18 protein-coding genes are annotated in these 15,010 nt (G+C 66.5%); 12 read left to right on the top strand and 6 right to left on the bottom strand.

Annotated elements, in window-relative coordinates:
* Window positions 1-18: 18 nt before the first annotated feature.
* The 10 genes from raiA to HUT07_RS14570 all read left to right on the top strand — a co-directional run bounded on the left by raiA (window position 19) and on the right by HUT07_RS14570 (window position 8,214).
* A complete protein-coding gene (gene raiA, locus HUT07_RS14525; protein WP_004147311.1) occupies window positions 19-336 on the top strand; it encodes a ribosome-associated translation inhibitor RaiA in 318 nt (105 codons plus the stop codon).
* 21 nt (window positions 337-357) lie between these two features.
* Entirely contained in the window at window positions 358-810 is a 453-nt protein-coding gene (locus HUT07_RS14530) for a PTS sugar transporter subunit IIA (RefSeq protein WP_176021529.1), read from the top strand.
* Window positions 807-1,757, top strand: coding sequence for an HPr(Ser) kinase/phosphatase (hprK, locus tag HUT07_RS14535; RefSeq protein ID WP_004147299.1), 951 nt, complete (start codon window positions 807-809; stop codon window positions 1,755-1,757). The genes HUT07_RS14530 and hprK overlap by 4 nt, the downstream gene beginning before the upstream one ends.
* Window positions 1,758-1,784: 27 nt before the next feature.
* Window positions 1,785-2,669, top strand: a complete 885-nt coding sequence (rapZ, locus tag HUT07_RS14540) for an RNase adapter RapZ (RefSeq protein ID WP_176021530.1) — start codon at window positions 1,785-1,787, stop codon at window positions 2,667-2,669.
* 410 nt (window positions 2,670-3,079) lie between these two features.
* Window positions 3,080-3,472, top strand: coding sequence for a PTS fructose IIA component family protein (locus HUT07_RS14545; RefSeq protein WP_025874023.1), 393 nt, complete (start codon window positions 3,080-3,082; stop codon window positions 3,470-3,472).
* Window positions 3,465-3,734 carry an HPr family phosphocarrier protein gene (locus tag HUT07_RS14550; protein WP_025874024.1) on the top strand — a complete coding sequence of 90 codons (270 nt, stop codon included), beginning with the start codon at window positions 3,465-3,467 and terminating at the stop codon, window positions 3,732-3,734. Before HUT07_RS14545 ends, HUT07_RS14550 begins: the two co-directional genes overlap by 8 nt.
* 2 nt (window positions 3,735-3,736) lie before the next feature.
* Window positions 3,737-5,506, top strand: coding sequence for a phosphoenolpyruvate--protein phosphotransferase (gene ptsP / locus HUT07_RS14555; protein ID WP_176021531.1), 1,770 nt, complete (start codon window positions 3,737-3,739; stop codon window positions 5,504-5,506).
* A 200-nt stretch (window positions 5,507-5,706) separates the two neighbouring features.
* Complete coding sequence (gene mgtE / locus HUT07_RS14560) at window positions 5,707-7,068, top strand: magnesium transporter (protein ID WP_025874026.1); 1,362 nt, start codon at window positions 5,707-5,709, stop codon at window positions 7,066-7,068.
* An 11-nt stretch (window positions 7,069-7,079) separates the two neighbouring features.
* Complete coding sequence (locus tag HUT07_RS14565; RefSeq protein WP_025874027.1) at window positions 7,080-7,346, top strand: hypothetical protein; 267 nt, start codon at window positions 7,080-7,082, stop codon at window positions 7,344-7,346.
* A gap of 70 nt (window positions 7,347-7,416) precedes the next feature.
* Complete coding sequence (locus tag HUT07_RS14570) at window positions 7,417-8,214, top strand: prolyl oligopeptidase family serine peptidase (RefSeq protein ID WP_176021532.1); 798 nt, start codon at window positions 7,417-7,419, stop codon at window positions 8,212-8,214.
* Window positions 8,215-8,300: 86 nt separating this feature from the next.
* Here the strand turns inward: HUT07_RS14570 and HUT07_RS14575 are convergent, their stop codons facing one another.
* The 4 genes from HUT07_RS14575 to HUT07_RS14590 all read right to left on the bottom strand — a co-directional run bounded on the left by HUT07_RS14575 (window position 8,301) and on the right by HUT07_RS14590 (window position 10,927).
* On the bottom strand, window positions 8,301-8,792 hold the full coding sequence (locus tag HUT07_RS14575; RefSeq protein ID WP_176021533.1) for a transposase: 492 nt from the start codon (window positions 8,790-8,792) through the stop codon (window positions 8,301-8,303).
* A gap of 141 nt (window positions 8,793-8,933) precedes the next feature.
* On the bottom strand, window positions 8,934-9,884 hold the full coding sequence (locus HUT07_RS14580; protein WP_176021534.1) for an aspartate carbamoyltransferase catalytic subunit: 951 nt from the start codon (window positions 9,882-9,884) through the stop codon (window positions 8,934-8,936).
* Between the two features lie 16 nt (window positions 9,885-9,900).
* Complete coding sequence (ruvX, locus tag HUT07_RS14585) at window positions 9,901-10,368, bottom strand: Holliday junction resolvase RuvX (protein WP_025874031.1); 468 nt, start codon at window positions 10,366-10,368, stop codon at window positions 9,901-9,903.
* The gene (locus tag HUT07_RS14590) at window positions 10,361-10,927 is read right to left on the bottom strand and encodes a YqgE/AlgH family protein (RefSeq protein WP_176021535.1); all 567 of its coding nucleotides are present in this window, start codon (window positions 10,925-10,927) and stop codon (window positions 10,361-10,363) included. Before HUT07_RS14590 ends, ruvX begins: the two co-directional genes overlap by 8 nt.
* An 81-nt stretch (window positions 10,928-11,008) precedes the next feature.
* Between HUT07_RS14590 and HUT07_RS14595 the strand changes: the two genes are divergently transcribed.
* The gene (locus tag HUT07_RS14595) at window positions 11,009-12,820 is read left to right on the top strand and encodes a DUF4153 domain-containing protein (RefSeq protein WP_176021536.1); all 1,812 of its coding nucleotides are present in this window, start codon (window positions 11,009-11,011) and stop codon (window positions 12,818-12,820) included.
* Window positions 12,817-13,362: a DNA-3-methyladenine glycosylase I gene (locus HUT07_RS14600; protein WP_176021537.1), complete on the top strand. Its 546-nt coding sequence runs from the start codon at window positions 12,817-12,819 to the stop codon at window positions 13,360-13,362. The genes HUT07_RS14595 and HUT07_RS14600 overlap by 4 nt, the downstream gene beginning before the upstream one ends.
* Before the next feature lie 33 nt (window positions 13,363-13,395).
* Here the strand turns inward: HUT07_RS14600 and HUT07_RS14605 are convergent, their stop codons facing one another.
* Window positions 13,396-14,103 carry a YitT family protein gene (locus HUT07_RS14605; RefSeq protein WP_099819252.1) on the bottom strand — a complete coding sequence of 236 codons (708 nt, stop codon included), beginning with the start codon at window positions 14,101-14,103 and terminating at the stop codon, window positions 13,396-13,398.
* Window positions 14,104-14,432: 329 nt separating this feature from the next.
* Window positions 14,433-14,645 (bottom strand): DUF4287 domain-containing protein, encoded by a 213-nt coding sequence (locus HUT07_RS14610; RefSeq protein WP_033830520.1) that lies wholly within the window; start codon window positions 14,643-14,645, stop codon window positions 14,433-14,435.
* Between the last annotated feature and the right edge of the window lie 365 nt (window positions 14,646-15,010).

Below are 15,010 nucleotides of genomic sequence, written 5' to 3' on the forward strand. Positions count from 1 at the left end.
GATCAAAGGAGAAACCCGATGCGCATCGAAACGTTTGGCAAAGATGTCGAAGTCACCCCGGCCCTGCAGTCCTATGTAGAGGAGAAGCTGGCCCGGATCGGCAAACACTTCGACCAGCACTGCGAAGCGCGGGTGACGCTCAAGCTGCAGAAGACCGAGCACCACGTCGATGCCAGCCTCAATATTCCGGGTCAGACCCTGCACGCTGAAGCCAATGCGCAGACCATGTATGCCGCCATCGACCTGCTGGCGGACAAGCTTGACCGCCTGGTGATCAAGCACAAGGAGAAAAAACAGCAGCACGCACCGCTGCCGGTGGGCGACAATGGTGGCTGATCGCCACCGCTCCCCGCAGACATGCCCCTGACTGACCTCCTGGCGGCCGTGCAGACCCAGCTCTGCACGGCCACCGACCGCGACAGCGTCCTGCAGGCCGCGGCCGGATTGCTGGCCTGCCGCCAGGCCAATGCCGAACAGATCTATCTCAACCTGTGCCAGCGCGAAGCGCTGGGCAGTACCGCGATCGGCTACGGCATCGCCATCCCGCATGGCCGCGCGCCAACCCTGGATCGACCCCGTGGCGCGCTGCTGCGTCTGCAGACCCCGGTCGATTTCGGTGGCGACGAGCCGGTGGACCTGGTGTTCGCCATGGCCGTTCCCGCCCACTACACCCATCAACACCTGATGCTGCTGTCCGAGCTGGCCGAGCTGTTTTCCGCACCCTGCATCCGCCAGGCGCTGCGCGAGGCCGGCGATGCACGGGAGCTGCGCCAGGTCCTGGACCTGCCCCCACCGGCGAGCGCCGCATGAATACCAGCATCACTGCCCGCGAACTGTTCGAACAGCAGCGTGAGCGGCTCGGCCTGCGTTGGGCAGCGGGCAAGTCCGGCGAGAAGCGCGAGCTGGAGGCCGGCAATACGGTCTCGCGACGCCCTTCACTGGCCGGCTATCTCAACGCGATCTATCCCAACAAGGTGCAGATCCTCGGCACCGAGGAACTGTCCTGGCTGGACGCGCTGGAACCACGCCAGCGCTGGGAAACCATCGAAAAAATCATGCAGTCGCACCCGCTGGCGCTGGTGCTGACCCGCAACCAGCCGTGTCCGGAAGACCTGCGCGCGGCCGCCGATGAATCCGGCACGCCACTGTGGCTGTCGCCCAAGCGCGGCCACGAACTGCTCAACCATCTGTCCTACCACCTGGCCCGCACGCTGGCGCCACGAGTGATCCTGCACGGCGTGTTCATGGAGATCTATTCCATCGGCGTGCTGATCACCGGTGAAGCCGGATCTGGCAAGAGCGAGCTGGCCCTGGAACTGCTCAGCCGCGGTCACCGCCTGGTGGCCGATGACGCACCCGAGTTCACCCAGATCGCCCCCGACGTGCTTGATGGCACCTGCCCGGAGCTGCTGCAGGACCTGCTGGAAGTGCGCGGCCTGGGCGTGCTGAACGTGCGCGAGATGTTCGGCGACACCGCTGTAAAGAAGAACAAGTACCTTCGGCTGATCGTCCATCTGACCAAGCCGATGACCGAGCCCACCCCACACGGTTACGAGCGCCTGACCGGCGACTCGGGCACGCGCCATGTGTTGGACCTGGATGTGCCGCTGATCACCCTGCCGGTGATGCCCGGCCGCAACCTGGCGGTGCTGACCGAGGCGGCCACCCGCCTGCACATTCTACGTACCAAGGGTATCGACCCGGCGGCGATGTTCATCGCCCGCCACAGCAACCTGCTGGAACGGCGAACGCCCTGACCCCCCTGTCCTTCGAAGAGTCCGTCCATGAGCACCGTCATTCCCACCGCCCCGACCCTGATCATCGTCAGTGGCCTGTCCGGCTCGGGTAAATCCGTCGCCCTGAAGACCTTCGAGGACCAGGATTACTACTGCTCGGACAATCTGCCGATCCAGCTGCTGCCGGACTTCGTACGCAGCGTGCTGAGCAACCACGACGGCAGCGCGCCACGACGGCTGGCGGTGGGCATCGACGTGCGCGGGCAGAGCGAACTGAGTGAACTGGCCAATTGGCGCCAACTGGCCGTCGATGCCGGCGTGGCCACCAAGGTGCTGTTCTTCGAGGCCAGCGACGAGGCGGTGCTCAAGCGCTATGCCGACACCCGTCGCCGGCACCCGCTGAGCCAGCTGGGCCTGTCGCTGCCGGAAGCCATCGCCCGCGAGCGCGAACTGATCGCGCCGCTGCGCCGCGAAGCCGACGCGGTGATCGATACCAGCGCGCTCAACGTGCACCAGCTGCGCCGGCGCATCATCACCGAATTCGCGCTGGACCACGCCACCCGCCTGTCGCTGCTGTTCGAATCGTTCGCCTACAAGCGTGGCGTGCCCGCCGAGGCCGACTTCGTGTTCGACGCCCGCGTGCTGCCCAATCCACACTGGGATCCGGACCTTCGAGCGCTGAGCGGTCGCGAACCGGGCGTGCGCGACTACCTGGAAGCGCAGCCGGATGTGCAGCGCTACCTGTCGCAGCTGATGGATTTCCTGGATACCTGGCTGCCCAAGCTGGGCGATGGCACCCGCAGCTATGTGACGGTGGCCTTCGGTTGCACCGGTGGCAAGCACCGCTCGGTGTTTCTGGCCGAACGGCTGGCGCGCCATGCGCGTGAAATGGGCTGGGAAGACGTGGCGACGTACCACCGCGAGCAGGATTGAGGGGTGGTCGGCCGGGCTGCGCCCGGCACCCGCAGAAACCATGGCAACGGCAACGGCAAGAGCCGGATTACGTGGGATGGCGGGGGGGTCCGGTTGCGGGGGACGCCGTAAACCCATCCATGGGGGCTTGGCCGCGGCATCCATGCCGCGGACACCCCCGCAACCGGACCCACCCCACCTTCGACAGATCGCGCCGCATCGTCGTTCGGCCGTTGGTGGGTGTCGACCTTGGTCGACACAGTAGATCCACACCATGCGTGGATGAATCTCTGTCGGGTGTCGAAAAACGGATGGGGTCGGATCCCTCTTTCAACGAAAAAGGGCTCCGACCCGAGCAACACTGAATACGGGACACAGTGCCCCTCTGCTGCTGCTATCGCCAATTCACCTTGACCTGTTAACGTGCAGTAATGACCTGTGGCATTCTCCTCGTAACACATCCTGGGGTCGGGATCGCCCTGCTCGACGTGGCGACCCGGCTTCTACGGCAATTGCCGCTGAAAACCGAAGCTTTCGAAGTACCGTTCGACGCAGACCTGGATGCTCTGCTCCCGCTCGCCTCGGCCGCTCTGCGGCGTGTGGACGGGGGTGATGGCGTGCTGATCCTGACCGACCTGTACGGCGCCAGCCCCGCCAACCTTGCCGGGCAGCTGGCCCGCTTGGGAACCCCGGTTCGCCGGGTGTCGGCTTTGAGTCTGCCGATGTTGCTGCGGGTGATGAATTATCCGGAACAGGGACTGGATCAACTGCCTGCCACTGCGGCGGCGGGCACCCGTAATGGAGCGATAGTCGACGATGCTTGAACGAGAACTCACTGTGAGCAACCGCCTGGGCCTGCATGCCCGGGCCACCGCCAAGCTGGTGCAGACCCTGGCGCCGTTCCGCTGCAACGTGACCATGGCCGCCAAGGGCCGTGAGATCAACGCCAAGAGCATCATGGGCGTGATGCTGCTGGCGGCTGGGCAAGGCACGCCGGTCACCATCCGCATCAACGGCGAAGACGAAGTGGCCGCGATGGACGCGGTGGTCGACCTGTTCGAGCGTCGCTTCGACGAGGACAACTGAGCGTGCCACGCGTGCGCGCCGGCCAAGCCCCCACCGGCCAACGGCCGGTACAGCTGCTGGCCGGACACGGCGCCGCCCGCGGTACTGCGATGGGCCGCGCCCGCGTGCGCCTGCCGCATGCACTGGAAGTAGCCGAACAGCGCGTCCCCCCTTCCCAGGTTGAAGCCGAACTGGCCCGCCTGCACCGTGCCGTCGATGCGGCGCGCACGGAAATGCACGAGCTGCGCCAACGCCTGCATGGCGCGCTGAACCAGGAAGTTGGTGAGTTCCTCGACCTGCATGCACTGCTGCTGGACGATCCCGAACTGCTGTTCGGGCTGGACGAACTGATCCGCAGTGGCCCCTACAGCGCCGGCTACGCGTTGCGCCTGCAGCGCGACCGTCTGGCCAAAGTCTTCGATGGCATGGACGACGCCTACCTGAAGAGCCGCATGGACGACCTCGACCATGTGATCGGGCGCATCCATGCCTTCCTGCAGCCTGAGCGCCCGGCGGCGGTGAAGGGCCTGGCCGGTGAAATCCTGGTCTGCGACAACATCGCCCCTTCCGAGCTGGCCCAGCTGCAGTCGCACGGTGTGGTCGGCATCGTCACCAGCGCGGGCAGCGCGCTTTCGCACAGTGCGATCCTCGCCCGCAGCCTGCACCTGCCGCTGATCGTCAACGTGCCGCAGGTGCTGAGCAAGGTGATCGACGGCGACGTGCTGATCATCGATGGCGCCGACGGCAGCATCACCGTCAACCCGCAGGCCGACAACCTGCGCGATTACCGCGCACGCCTGAAGGAGCACGCGCGCGAGCAGCGCGAGCTCGGCCGCCTGCGCAGCAAGCCCAGCCGTACCCGCGACCAGGTCGACATCGCCCTGCTGGCCAATGCCGAGTCGCTGGAAGACGTGACCCAGGCGCATGCGCTGGGCGCCCACGGCCTGGGCCTGTACCGCACCGAATTCCTGTTCCTGCAGCGCAACGAGCTGCCGGACGAAGAAGAACAGTTCCACACCTACCGCGATGCGGCACTGGGCATGAGTGGCCGCCCGGTGACCATCCGTACGCTCGACCTGGGTGCGGACAAGGCGGACCGTACTGGCCTGACCCTGAGCAACGAAGAAAACCCGGCGCTGGGCCTGCGCGGCGTGCGCCTGTCGCTGGCCCGGCCCAAAGTAGCCGATACCCAGCTGCGCGCGATTCTGCGTGCCTCGGCCTACGGCAAGCTGCGCGTGCTGGTGCCGATGATCAGCACCCGCGAAGAGTTGCTGGCAGTGCGCCGGCGCATGCTCAAGCTGGCCGAGCAGCTGCGCGGTGAAGGCCACATGGTGGCCGACCATGTGCCACTGGGTGCGATGATCGAAGTGCCCGCCGCGGCACTGGCGCTGGAGAGTTTCATCGACCTGGTCGACTTCCTGTCGATCGGCACCAACGATCTGGTGCAGTACCTGCTGGCCGCCGACCGCAACAATGAAGCGCTGGGCGAACTGTATTCGCCGCTGCACCCGGCCGTGCTGCGCCTGCTGCAGATGGTGATCGAGACCGGCGCACGCCATCGCATCCCGGTGGCGGTCTGCGGCGAAATCGCGGGCGACGCGCGGATGACCCCGTTGCTGCTGGCGCTGGGCCTGACCGAGTTCAGCCTGCATCCGGGCACGCTGCTGGAAGTACGCAGGGCCGTCCGCGACGCCGACCTGGGTGCCCTGCGCGCCCGCGCGCCGAAGCTGCTGGGCATGCGTGACCGCCGCGGCATCGAGCGCTGGCTGGCGTTGGTGGCGGACGCGTCCTGATCGACGGGGTTACGCGATTGCCGGCCAGCGGCCGGCACTACCTGCGCTTGCCGGGCGTTGCGCGAGGGAATGTGGCCCCCGGTGGCCGCAGGCCAGCGGGGTATGCGCTGAAACATCCCCTTGCGATAATGACGCGCTGAACACCCCTGTTGCCGCATCCTTGCCAGGATCGCGGCTTTTCTTATCCCGCGGGAGCTGCGATGGCTGAGGCTGTACGCCACGACAAGACTGCGCGCCAGTTGCGGATGCTGTCCGATGCACTGGACAGTGGTCGGCTGGGCCCGGTACGCCGTCTGGTCAATACCCTGGCGCCGGCCGAGATCGGCAACCTGCTCGAATCGCTGCCACCGGGCAAGCGCGAGATCGTCTGGGGCCTGGTCGATCCGGAAGATGACGGCGAGGTGCTGGTTCACGTCGGCGACGACGTGCGCGAAAGCCTGCTCGCGGACATGGACCCGGACGAGATCATCGCCGCGGTCGAAGACCTCGACATCGACGACCTGGCCGACCTTGTCGAAGACCTGCCGGATACGGTCATCGACGAAGTCCTCAAGTCGATGGACCGCGAGAACCGCGAGCGCCTCGAACAGGTGCTGTCCTACCCCGAGGACAGCGCCGGCCGCCTGATGAACCCGGACGTGGTGACCGTGCGCGCCGACGTCAACGTCGACGTGGTGCTGCGCTATCTGCGCCTGCGCGGCGAACTGCCTGACCACACCGATCACCTGTTCGTGGTCAGCCGCCGCCATCAGTACCTGGGCCGCGTGTCATTGGCCTCGCTGGTGACCCACGAAGACACCACCCCGATCAACCGCCTGATCGACGATGAGCAGCCTGCCATCGATGTCGGCGAGAGCGACCAGGAAGTGGCGCGGCAGTTCTCCGACCATGACTGGATCTCCGCGCCTGTGGTGGATGACAACAACATCCTGATCGGCCGCATCACCATCGATGACGTGGTCGACATCATCCGTGGCCAGGCCGAGCACCAGGCGCTGGGCGCCGCCGGCCTGGACGAGGACGAAGATCTGTTCAGTCCGGTCTGGCGCGCGATGCGGCGCCGCCTGATGTGGCTGTCGGTGAACCTGTGCACCGCCTTCCTGGCCTCCAGCGTGGTCGGCCACTTCGAAGGCACGATCGACAAGCTGGTCGCACTGGCCGTGCTGATGCCGATCGTCGCCGGGCTCGGCGGCAATGCCGGCACCCAGGTACTGGCGCTGATGGTACGCGGCCTGGCACTGGGTCAGGTCGGCAGTTCCAACGCGCGTACGCTGCTGTGGAAGGAAGTGCGGGTCGCCCTGCTCAATGGCGTGGTGCTCGGCTCGGTGCTGGGCCTGATCGTGCTCGCCTGGTTCCACTCCCCCGGGCTCTCGGCGGTGATCGCCATCGCGCTGACCTGCAACCTGTTGTTCGCGGCGCTGGCCGGCGTGCTGGTGCCCCTGGGCCTGAAGCGCTTCGGCTTCGATCCGGCGCTGGCCAGCGGCATCTTCCTGACCGCGGTGACCGACTCGATGGGCTTCTTCACCTTCCTCGGCCTGGCCACCATGGTCCTGCTGCACTGACTGGAACTGCCATGGCAACGACGATCGAAAACTACTTTGCGCCCGGTTGGCGCGACCAGCTTCACACCTGTGCGGCCTGCGAGTGGAAAGGCAGCTCGCGGGCAATGGTGATGGAGCTGGACGAGGACGCCACCGAATACGTGTGCCCGGTGTGCGAGAACCCGTTGCTGGTGGTGCTGCACCCGGACATGGCGCAGGTACAGGCCGCGGCCGCGGGCGGCAATGCCGAAGCACAGGAGCAGCTGGAGATCATCGCCAGCTTCCCGCGCCCGCAGTGATGCGGCGCACGATGCCGGGCCGGCCGCAGCGCACTACCATCGAGGCGACATCGCCCTTATGGGAATCGCCATGCTTCGATCGTTCTCGCGCTGGCTGCCGCTGCTGGTCCTGCTGATGATGACAGGATGTGCCAGCACGCCGCCGGTTGCGCGCGGCCACTTCGAGGCACGCGCGGTGAAGGTGGACGGCGAAACCGCCTACTACCAGGTGTTCATTCCCGCCGCTGCCGCGCGCGCGTCAGGGCCTCTGCCGGTGGTGCTGTTCCTGCACGGCTCCGGCGAGCGCGGTGGCGATGGCGTGAAGCAGACCCACGCAGGCCTGGGCCCGTACCTGCGCCGGCACGCCACCGACTTCCCCGCGCTGGCGGTGTTTCCGCAGGTCCCCGGCGGTGAAGAATGGAGCGGCCGCAACAACCGGGTGGCGATCGCGGCACTGGACGCCACCATTGCCGAATTCGGCGCCGATCCCGCAAGGCAGTACCTGACCGGGATGTCGATGGGCGGCTACGGCAGCTGGAACATCGCCCTGGATGACCCGCGGCGCTTTGCCGCCATCGTGCCGGTCTGTGGTGCGGTACTGGCGCCACGTGCGATACGTCCTACCCTGTTCGTGGAGCAGGTGACGAACGAACCGGATCCCTATGCAGTGATCGCGCAACGCTTGCAGCACACCCCGATCTGGATCTTCCACGGCGCACTGGATGATGTGGTGCCGCCGGATGATGATCGCCGGCTGCAGGCCGCGTTCCAGACCGCAGGCGCACGTGACGTGCGCTATACCGAGTACGCGGAAGGCAACCACAACGCCTGGGACGCCACCTACGCCGACGCAGCGATGTGGGCTTGGTTGTTCGCGCAGAAGCGCTGAGCCACGGCTTCTGCGGGAAAAGGTCTGTTGGTGGGTGCCACCTCTGATGGAGGTCCGACTTCGGTGGGTGCCAACCTTGGTTGGCACTATCTCTCCGCGCCCGTGAACTCTGGCTTGGCGAGGGAATCGTCAATCTCCCACTCACACCACGCATGCGGGTACTCGCCAAGCTGTGTTGCCAGCCCCGCCCTGATCGGATTGCCCATCACATACATTGCGTGCCGGAACAGCGATTCATCAGAGCGGATCGCATGATCGTGATAGCAGGACTGCCAGAAGCACCCCACCCTGCCCAGTAGCTTGTTTGCGTGCACAGCCGTGCGCGACTTGAATCGCTTCATGACAACATGGAGCGATGCCGCGCGCAGTTGCATCAACCAGTGGACGTGATCTGGCATGACCACGTAGGCGATTGAATGGGTCAGGCCTTCCAGATCCAAGCGCAGGAACTCCTGCATGGCTACGGCCGCGGCATTGCTATTGGCGAACAGAGGCGCCCGACAATACACATTGGTAGTAAGTATGTAGCTCTGGCCGATACTGGAGTGGCGGCCTAGCAGGAGGCGAGCGCTGTTCATGCAGAAAAGCATGGTCTGCCCCAGGTTCCCTGAACATCGGGAAATCACCTTGCCTCGTGTAGGTCAGTGCCAACCAAGGTTGGCACCCACCAGAAGCCCATTTCAGCCTTGCCCCAAGCCCAGTGCAGCTTCCAAGGCAGCTCAACCCAGCAGGGTTTCCAGCACGGCCATGCGTACGGCGACGCCGTTGGCGACCTGGCGCAGCACCCACGACTGCGGGCCGTCGGCTACTTCGTCAGTCACTTCCACGCCGCGGTTGATCGGGCCCGGGTGCAGCACGGCTGCATCCTTGCCGGCGCGGGCCAGGCGTGCGGTGTTCAGGCCGTACTGTGCGTGGTACTGCTCCAGCGACGGCACCAGGCCTTCTTCCATGCGCTCGCGCTGCAGGCGCAGCATCATCAGCGCGTCGACGCCTTCCAGCATCGCGTCGAAATCATCGCCCACCACGCAGCCCTTCAGGGTGTCGTCGTCCGGCAGCAGCGTCTGCGGGCCGCACACGCGGATCTCGCCCACGCCCAGCGTACGCAGCGCATGCAGGTCGGTGCGGGCCACGCGCGAGTGCTTGACGTCGCCGACGATCACCACCTTCATCTTCGAGAAGTCCGGGCCCTTGGCCTGGCGCAGGGTCAGCATGTCCAGCAGGCCCTGGGTCGGGTGCGAGCTGCGGCCGTCGCCGGCATTGACCAGCGCGGTGCCCTCGCCCGCCACAGCAGCCAGCGCCGCCACGGCACCGTCATCGGGGTGGCGCACGATGAAACCACGCACGCCCATCGCTTCCAGGTTCTTCAGCGTGTCGCAGGCGGTCTCGCCCTTGCGCGTGGAGGAGGTGGAGGCGTCGAAGTTCAGCACGTCCGCCCCCAGCCGCTGCGCCGCCAGGTGGAACGAGCTGCGGGTACGGGTGGAGGGTTCGAAGAACAACGTGCACACCGCCGATCCGCCCAGCACGTGGCGCTTGTTGCCGACACGGCCGACCGCGGCATCGCGGATCTGGCCGGCGCGGTCGAGCAGTTGCACCAGGGTGTCGCGGGGCAGACCTTCAAGCGTCAACAGGTGGCGCAGGCGGCCGGAGTCATCGAGTTGCTGGACGGTCATGGCGGGGTTCGTATCGTCAGGGAATGGGAATGGCGTCGTCCGGCGACGACAACCAGCGGTCGATGATCACCGCCGCAGCCACGGCATCGAGGGCGGCCGCATCGCGGCGGCGCTTGCGCCCTTCGGCGCGCTCGACGGCGAAACGGCGAGCGGCCTCGACCGAGCTGGAACGCTCGTCGATCATCACCACCGGCAGTTTGAAACGTTCCCGCAGCTGGCGGGCAAAGCCCTGCGCGCGCTTGCGGTTGGGCTGGTCCTGGCCGTCCAGGGTCAGCGGATCGCCGACCACCAGGCCATCAGGCTTCCATTCCTTGAGCAGGCGTTCGATGGCCGCCCAGTCGGGACCATTGCCATGCACATCGACGACGGCCACCGCGCGCGCATGCGCCGCGAAGGCACTGCCGATCGCCACACCGATCCGGCGCGAGCCGACGTCGAAACCGAGCACGGTGCCATCGCGGCGGATGAGGGCCGGCTCAGACATGGCCGCTGTAATCGGTCAGCCGGAACAGATCGACGCCAATGCGCGACGCGGCGCCCTGCCAGCGCTGCTCCAGCGGCAGCTGGAAGACCAGTTCGGCGTCGGCCGGCACGGTCAGCCAGCTGTTCTCGGACAGTTCGCTTTCCAGCTGGCCGGCACTCCAGCCCGCGCAGCCCAGAGTGACCACGGCATTGGCCGGGCCTTCGCCGCGCGCCATCGCCTCGAGGATGTCACGCGAAGTGGTCAGGTACAGACCGTCACCGACAACGAGGCTGGAATCCCATGCGCGCGCATCGTCATGGATGACGAAGCCACGTTCGGGATGCACCGGCCCGCCATTGAGCACCGGACGCGCCTGCAGGCCATCATCACCGGTGGTGATATCCATCTGCGCCAAGACTTCGCCCAGGGTGTACTCGGAAAGCTGGTTGACCAGCACCCCCATGGCCCCGTTCTCGTCGTGCTGGCAGATCAGCGCAACGGTACGGGCGAAGGTGGCGTCGATCAGCGACGGCAGCGCCACGAGCAGGTGATTGGCGAGGGAAGTCGGCGTTACTGGCATGGGCGCCATTCTAACCGCTGCGGCCGGATGCGGGCGCGAAGGGATGGGCTAGGATGGCGCTCTTGCAAGGAGGACGACCCGATGCAGCAGGACGCAACGCTGTCATGGCCCACCCGCAGCATGATCGTGTTGATCGCATTGCTGCAGGGGCTGATGCTTTTCGCCGCCCAGGAACTGGCCGATCAATGGCCGTTCCGGGATATCGGCTGGCGCTACTGCTGGTATGCCTGGGTACTGACCGTGCCCACTGCGGTGGCATTGACGCTGGTCGATCTGAAGGCGTGGCGCCTGTGGCTGCACGCCGGGCTGGCCTCGCTGCTGGTCCTCGCGCTGGCCGCTTGGACCGCCTGGAACCTGAGCGGAGAAACCGCGTTGTATGCGGCCGGGCTGCAGGTTCCGCTCTCGATCTGCCTGGCGGTTGCCGCGTTCATTGCCCTGCCCTGGTGGCAGTTCCGCCTGCACGCCGATCATTGGCGGGCCGACTATGGCGCGCTGTTCGAACGTGCCTGGCAGAACGGTCTCACCCTGGTGCTGGCGGCGGTGTTCACCGGCTTGACCTGGCTGCTGCTGTGGCTGTGGGCCGTGCTGTTCCGGATGGTCAAGGTCGACTTCTTCCACGTCCTGTTCGGCAGCGACGCCTTCATCGCCCTGGCCACCGGCATGCTGGCAGGATTCGGCGTGCTGATCGGGCGCACCCAGCATCGCGCGATGCAGATCACCCGTCAGGTGCTGTTCGCGATCTGCCGCGGCCTGCTGCCGTTGCTGTCGTTCATCGCGGTGTTGTTCGTGCTGTCGCTGCCGTTCACCGGGCTGGCGCCGCTGTGGGCCACGCGTTCGGCCGCCAGCCTGCTGCTGGTGCTGGCGGTGCTGCTGATCAGCCTGGCCAACGCGGTCTACCAGCACGACGACGGCACGCCGCCCTACCCGGCATGGCTGCGCCGGCTGGTCGAGGCCAGCCTGCTGGCACTGCCGATCTACGCCGGCCTGGCGTTGTATGCGATGACCCTACGGGTCAGCCAATACGGCTGGACCCTCTCGCGCTTCTGGGGCGTCGCGGTGGCGGTGCTGATCGCCGGCTATGCCATCGGCTACGCCTTCGCCGCACTGCGCCGGCAGGGCCGTTGGCTGCATCGGCTTGAGCCGGTCAACCGCTGGATGTGCTGGGCCGTGCTGGCCACGGCACTGCTGGCCATCTCGCCGGTGATCGACCCGGTGCGCATCACCCTGGCCAGCCAGATGAAGCGCCTGCGTGCCGATCCGACGCTGATGACCGCGGACGCTGCAAACCAGCTGCGTTTCGAGCTGGGCCGGCGAGGTGTGCAGGCGCTGCGCACGCTGCAGAAAGCACCGTCATTGGCGGCCGACACCCGCGCTTCCAGCATCATCGTGCAGGCCTTGGCCCGGCAGAAGCGCGAGTCGCGCTGGGACAATGACATCGACGATGGCGTGCGCGACCTGGCCGGCCTGAAGGCACGGATCGTGCAGGCCAAGGGCACCACCTCGCCAGCTGATGACTGGTGGCAGGCGGTACTGGACCGCCGCTTGAACGCCGGCGATTGCCTGGACGACGACAAGACCGGCGACAACCGCTGCATCACCCTGCGCCGTGACCTGGACGGCGATGGCCAGGACGAGGTGCTGCTGTGCATGACCAGCCTGTACAGCGGTCCGCGCTGCCAGCTGCATGTGCGTGAACCGGCTGGCTGGAGAAAGGAGGGTGATGTTTCCTTCCAGGACGTTGATCAGCGCACCTCGGACGAGGCCCCACAGGCCCTGCGCGATGGCCGCCTGACCGTGCAACCGCCGCGCTGGCCGACGCTGCTGCTTGACGGCGCGGCGGGCCAGCTGGAGATTGATCGCAGCAACGACCGCGCGGAGGCGGCCACACCATGAGCGGATACTGCCGCATCGCACCGGGCCACCCGGTACACGAGTACTACCACGCCAACGAATATGGCTTTCCGCAACGCGACGAGCGCGAACTGTTCGAGCGCCTGCTGCTGGAGATCAACCAGGCCGGCCTGAGCTGGGAAACCATCCTGAAAAAGCGCGAGGGATTCCGCGCAGCCTATGACGCTTTCGACGTCGATCGCGTCGCAGCCTATGTCGAGCAGGACATCGAGCGCCTGCTGTCCGATCCCGGCATCATCCGCAACCGCCTGAAGGTGCTGGCGGCGATCCACAACGCGCAGGTGATCCAGCAGCTGCGCCAGAGCCACGGCAGCTTCGCCGCATGGCTGGACGCACACCACCCGCGCAGCAAGGCCGACTGGGTGAAGCTGTTCAAGAAGACCTTCCGCTTCACCGGCGGCGAGATCACCGGCGAGTTTCTGATGAGCCTGGGCTATCTGCCAGGCGCACATGCCGAGGACTGCCCCGTGCATGCGAAGCTGCTGAAGCTGGCGCCGCCGTGGGTGCAGGCCTCCACCCGGTAGTGCCGGCCGCTGGCCGGCAACCCCCTTGCGCCGTCAGACGCCCATGTAGCGGCCGGGGCGGTGGTTGAACATCAGCACCAGGCTGAGCACCACCGCACCGATGGCCGAGTACATTACCTTCGACGGCGACAGCACGAAGAATGCTGCCACCATCAGGCACGCGTCGAAGGACATCTGCACCTTGCCGGCACTCCAGCCGCGGGTGCGCTGCAGGTACACGGCCAGGATGCCGATGCCGCCGAGGCTGGCGCGGTGGCGGATGAAGAACAGGATGCCCAGGCCGGACAGCGCGCCACCGACCAGCGCCGAGTACAACGGCGCGATATGCGAGAAGTCGGCCCAGCGCGGCAGGATGTCGGTCAGCAGGCCGCAGGCGGTGACCGCCGCGAACGTCTTCAGGGTGAATTCCCAGCCCATGCGGCGCACCGCCACCCAGTAGAACGGCAGATTGACCAGCACGAACACCAGGCCGAAATTCCAGCCCATGGCGTAGTGCAGCAGGAATGCCATGCCGGCCATGCCGCCGATCATCAGCCCGCCCTTGGCGAAGATCGCCAGGCCCAGCGAGGCCACCAGCATCGCCAGCACCATGCCCTGCACGTCCTCGGCGACCGAGTGGCGCAGTGCCTTCTCATCGGCGGGGGTGCCGGCAACATCGGGCGGCGGGGTCAGCGGGCCAGCGGTGACCAGGTGGCCGTCAGCGTCGTCGCACGGCGCCGGGCCATGGGATTGGAGGGACATACAGGTGGGGGCACTACGGGTGGGGAGCGGTATTAGACACGATCTGCATGACAGTTGCAGATGAAATCGTTCAGTTGGGAGTTCCGGCGAACGGCGCAGCCCCTCGTGGCTGGGCGGCATACTGCCTCCAAGTCTGGCAGTGGGCCGGGCGGGGGGGCTGTGCAGGGGGCGCTGCAAGTACGTCCATGTAAGCTCGGTCGCCGCATCCATGCGGCTCACGCCCCTGAACAGCCCACCCGCCCGGCCCCGGACAGTTTCCGTGCGCGTCCAGCCACGTAAAGAGAAAAGAAGAGCAGAAGCGGGTCGCTGCGCTCGGTGGGGCGGTTGTCTCAGCGCTGGGTGGCCAGGTGGTGGGCGACCAGGGCGTTTGCATGGCCATGGCCCAGTCCGTGCTCGGATTTCAGGAAGCTGACCAGTTCCATGTGCTTCAGCCCCGGCCGTTTGGCCAGCAGCCCCAGCCAATGCGCCACCGGCTGCCCGTAGGTCTTCTCGATGGACGGAAAGTAGGACGCCGGGCCCTTGGGTTTGCTGTCGGTGCTCATGTGCTGCTCCCTGTTGTTTGGAAAGTACCCAATCGACGAACCACAGAACCACGAATCGACATGGCGCACCTGCCGACCATCGCCGGCACCACCGGGCACCTATCCACGCATGGCGTGGATCTACGTGTCGACCAAGGTCGACACCCACCACGAGCAGGCCATGCCATTCCGACAGATCGCGGCCCCCTGTCGAAGGCGGGGTGGATCCGGTTGCGGGGGCGTAAGCGCCATGGATGGCGCGACCGAGCTTACAGGGACGTACTTGCAGCGTCCCCCGCAACCGGACCCACCGCGCCATCCCACAGGAACCCAGCTTTTGCTCTTGCTTCGGCTGTTGCTGTTGAGGTTGCCGGCCAGCGGCCGGC

The organism is Stenotrophomonas sp. NA06056 (genome assembly GCF_013364355.1).
In the GTDB taxonomy this organism is placed as follows: Bacteria; Pseudomonadota; Gammaproteobacteria; order Xanthomonadales; family Xanthomonadaceae; genus Stenotrophomonas.

Bases quoted from the DNA above. Each gene is read 5' to 3' on its own strand.
- HUT07_RS14600 (WP_176021537.1), top strand. From the start codon at position 12,817: ATGAGCGGATACTGCCGCATCGCACCGGGCCACCCGGTACACGAGTAC.
- HUT07_RS14590 (WP_176021535.1), bottom strand. From the start codon at position 10,927: ATGCCAGTAACGCCGACTTCCCTCGCCAATCACCTGCTCGTGGCGCTG.
- HUT07_RS14550 (WP_025874024.1), top strand. From the start codon at position 3,465: ATGCTTGAACGAGAACTCACTGTGAGCAACCGCCTGGGCCTGCATGCC.
- hprK (WP_004147299.1), top strand. From the start codon at position 807: ATGAATACCAGCATCACTGCCCGCGAACTGTTCGAACAGCAGCGTGAG.
- rapZ (WP_176021530.1), top strand. From the start codon at position 1,785: ATGAGCACCGTCATTCCCACCGCCCCGACCCTGATCATCGTCAGTGGC.
- HUT07_RS14545 (WP_025874023.1), top strand. From the start codon at position 3,080: ATGACCTGTGGCATTCTCCTCGTAACACATCCTGGGGTCGGGATCGCC.
- HUT07_RS14610 (WP_033830520.1), bottom strand. From the start codon at position 14,645: ATGAGCACCGACAGCAAACCCAAGGGCCCGGCGTCCTACTTTCCGTCC.
- HUT07_RS14530 (WP_176021529.1), top strand. From the start codon at position 358: ATGCCCCTGACTGACCTCCTGGCGGCCGTGCAGACCCAGCTCTGCACG.
- HUT07_RS14575 (WP_176021533.1), bottom strand. From the start codon at position 8,792: ATGAACAGCGCTCGCCTCCTGCTAGGCCGCCACTCCAGTATCGGCCAG.
- HUT07_RS14595 (WP_176021536.1), top strand. From the start codon at position 11,009: ATGCAGCAGGACGCAACGCTGTCATGGCCCACCCGCAGCATGATCGTG.
- HUT07_RS14605 (WP_099819252.1), bottom strand. From the start codon at position 14,103: ATGTCCCTCCAATCCCATGGCCCGGCGCCGTGCGACGACGCTGACGGC.
- HUT07_RS14580 (WP_176021534.1), bottom strand. From the start codon at position 9,884: ATGACCGTCCAGCAACTCGATGACTCCGGCCGCCTGCGCCACCTGTTG.
- ruvX (WP_025874031.1), bottom strand. From the start codon at position 10,368: ATGTCTGAGCCGGCCCTCATCCGCCGCGATGGCACCGTGCTCGGTTTC.
- mgtE (WP_025874026.1), top strand. From the start codon at position 5,707: ATGGCTGAGGCTGTACGCCACGACAAGACTGCGCGCCAGTTGCGGATG.
- HUT07_RS14570 (WP_176021532.1), top strand. From the start codon at position 7,417: ATGCTTCGATCGTTCTCGCGCTGGCTGCCGCTGCTGGTCCTGCTGATG.
- raiA (WP_004147311.1), top strand. From the start codon at position 19: ATGCGCATCGAAACGTTTGGCAAAGATGTCGAAGTCACCCCGGCCCTG.
- HUT07_RS14565 (WP_025874027.1), top strand. From the start codon at position 7,080: ATGGCAACGACGATCGAAAACTACTTTGCGCCCGGTTGGCGCGACCAG.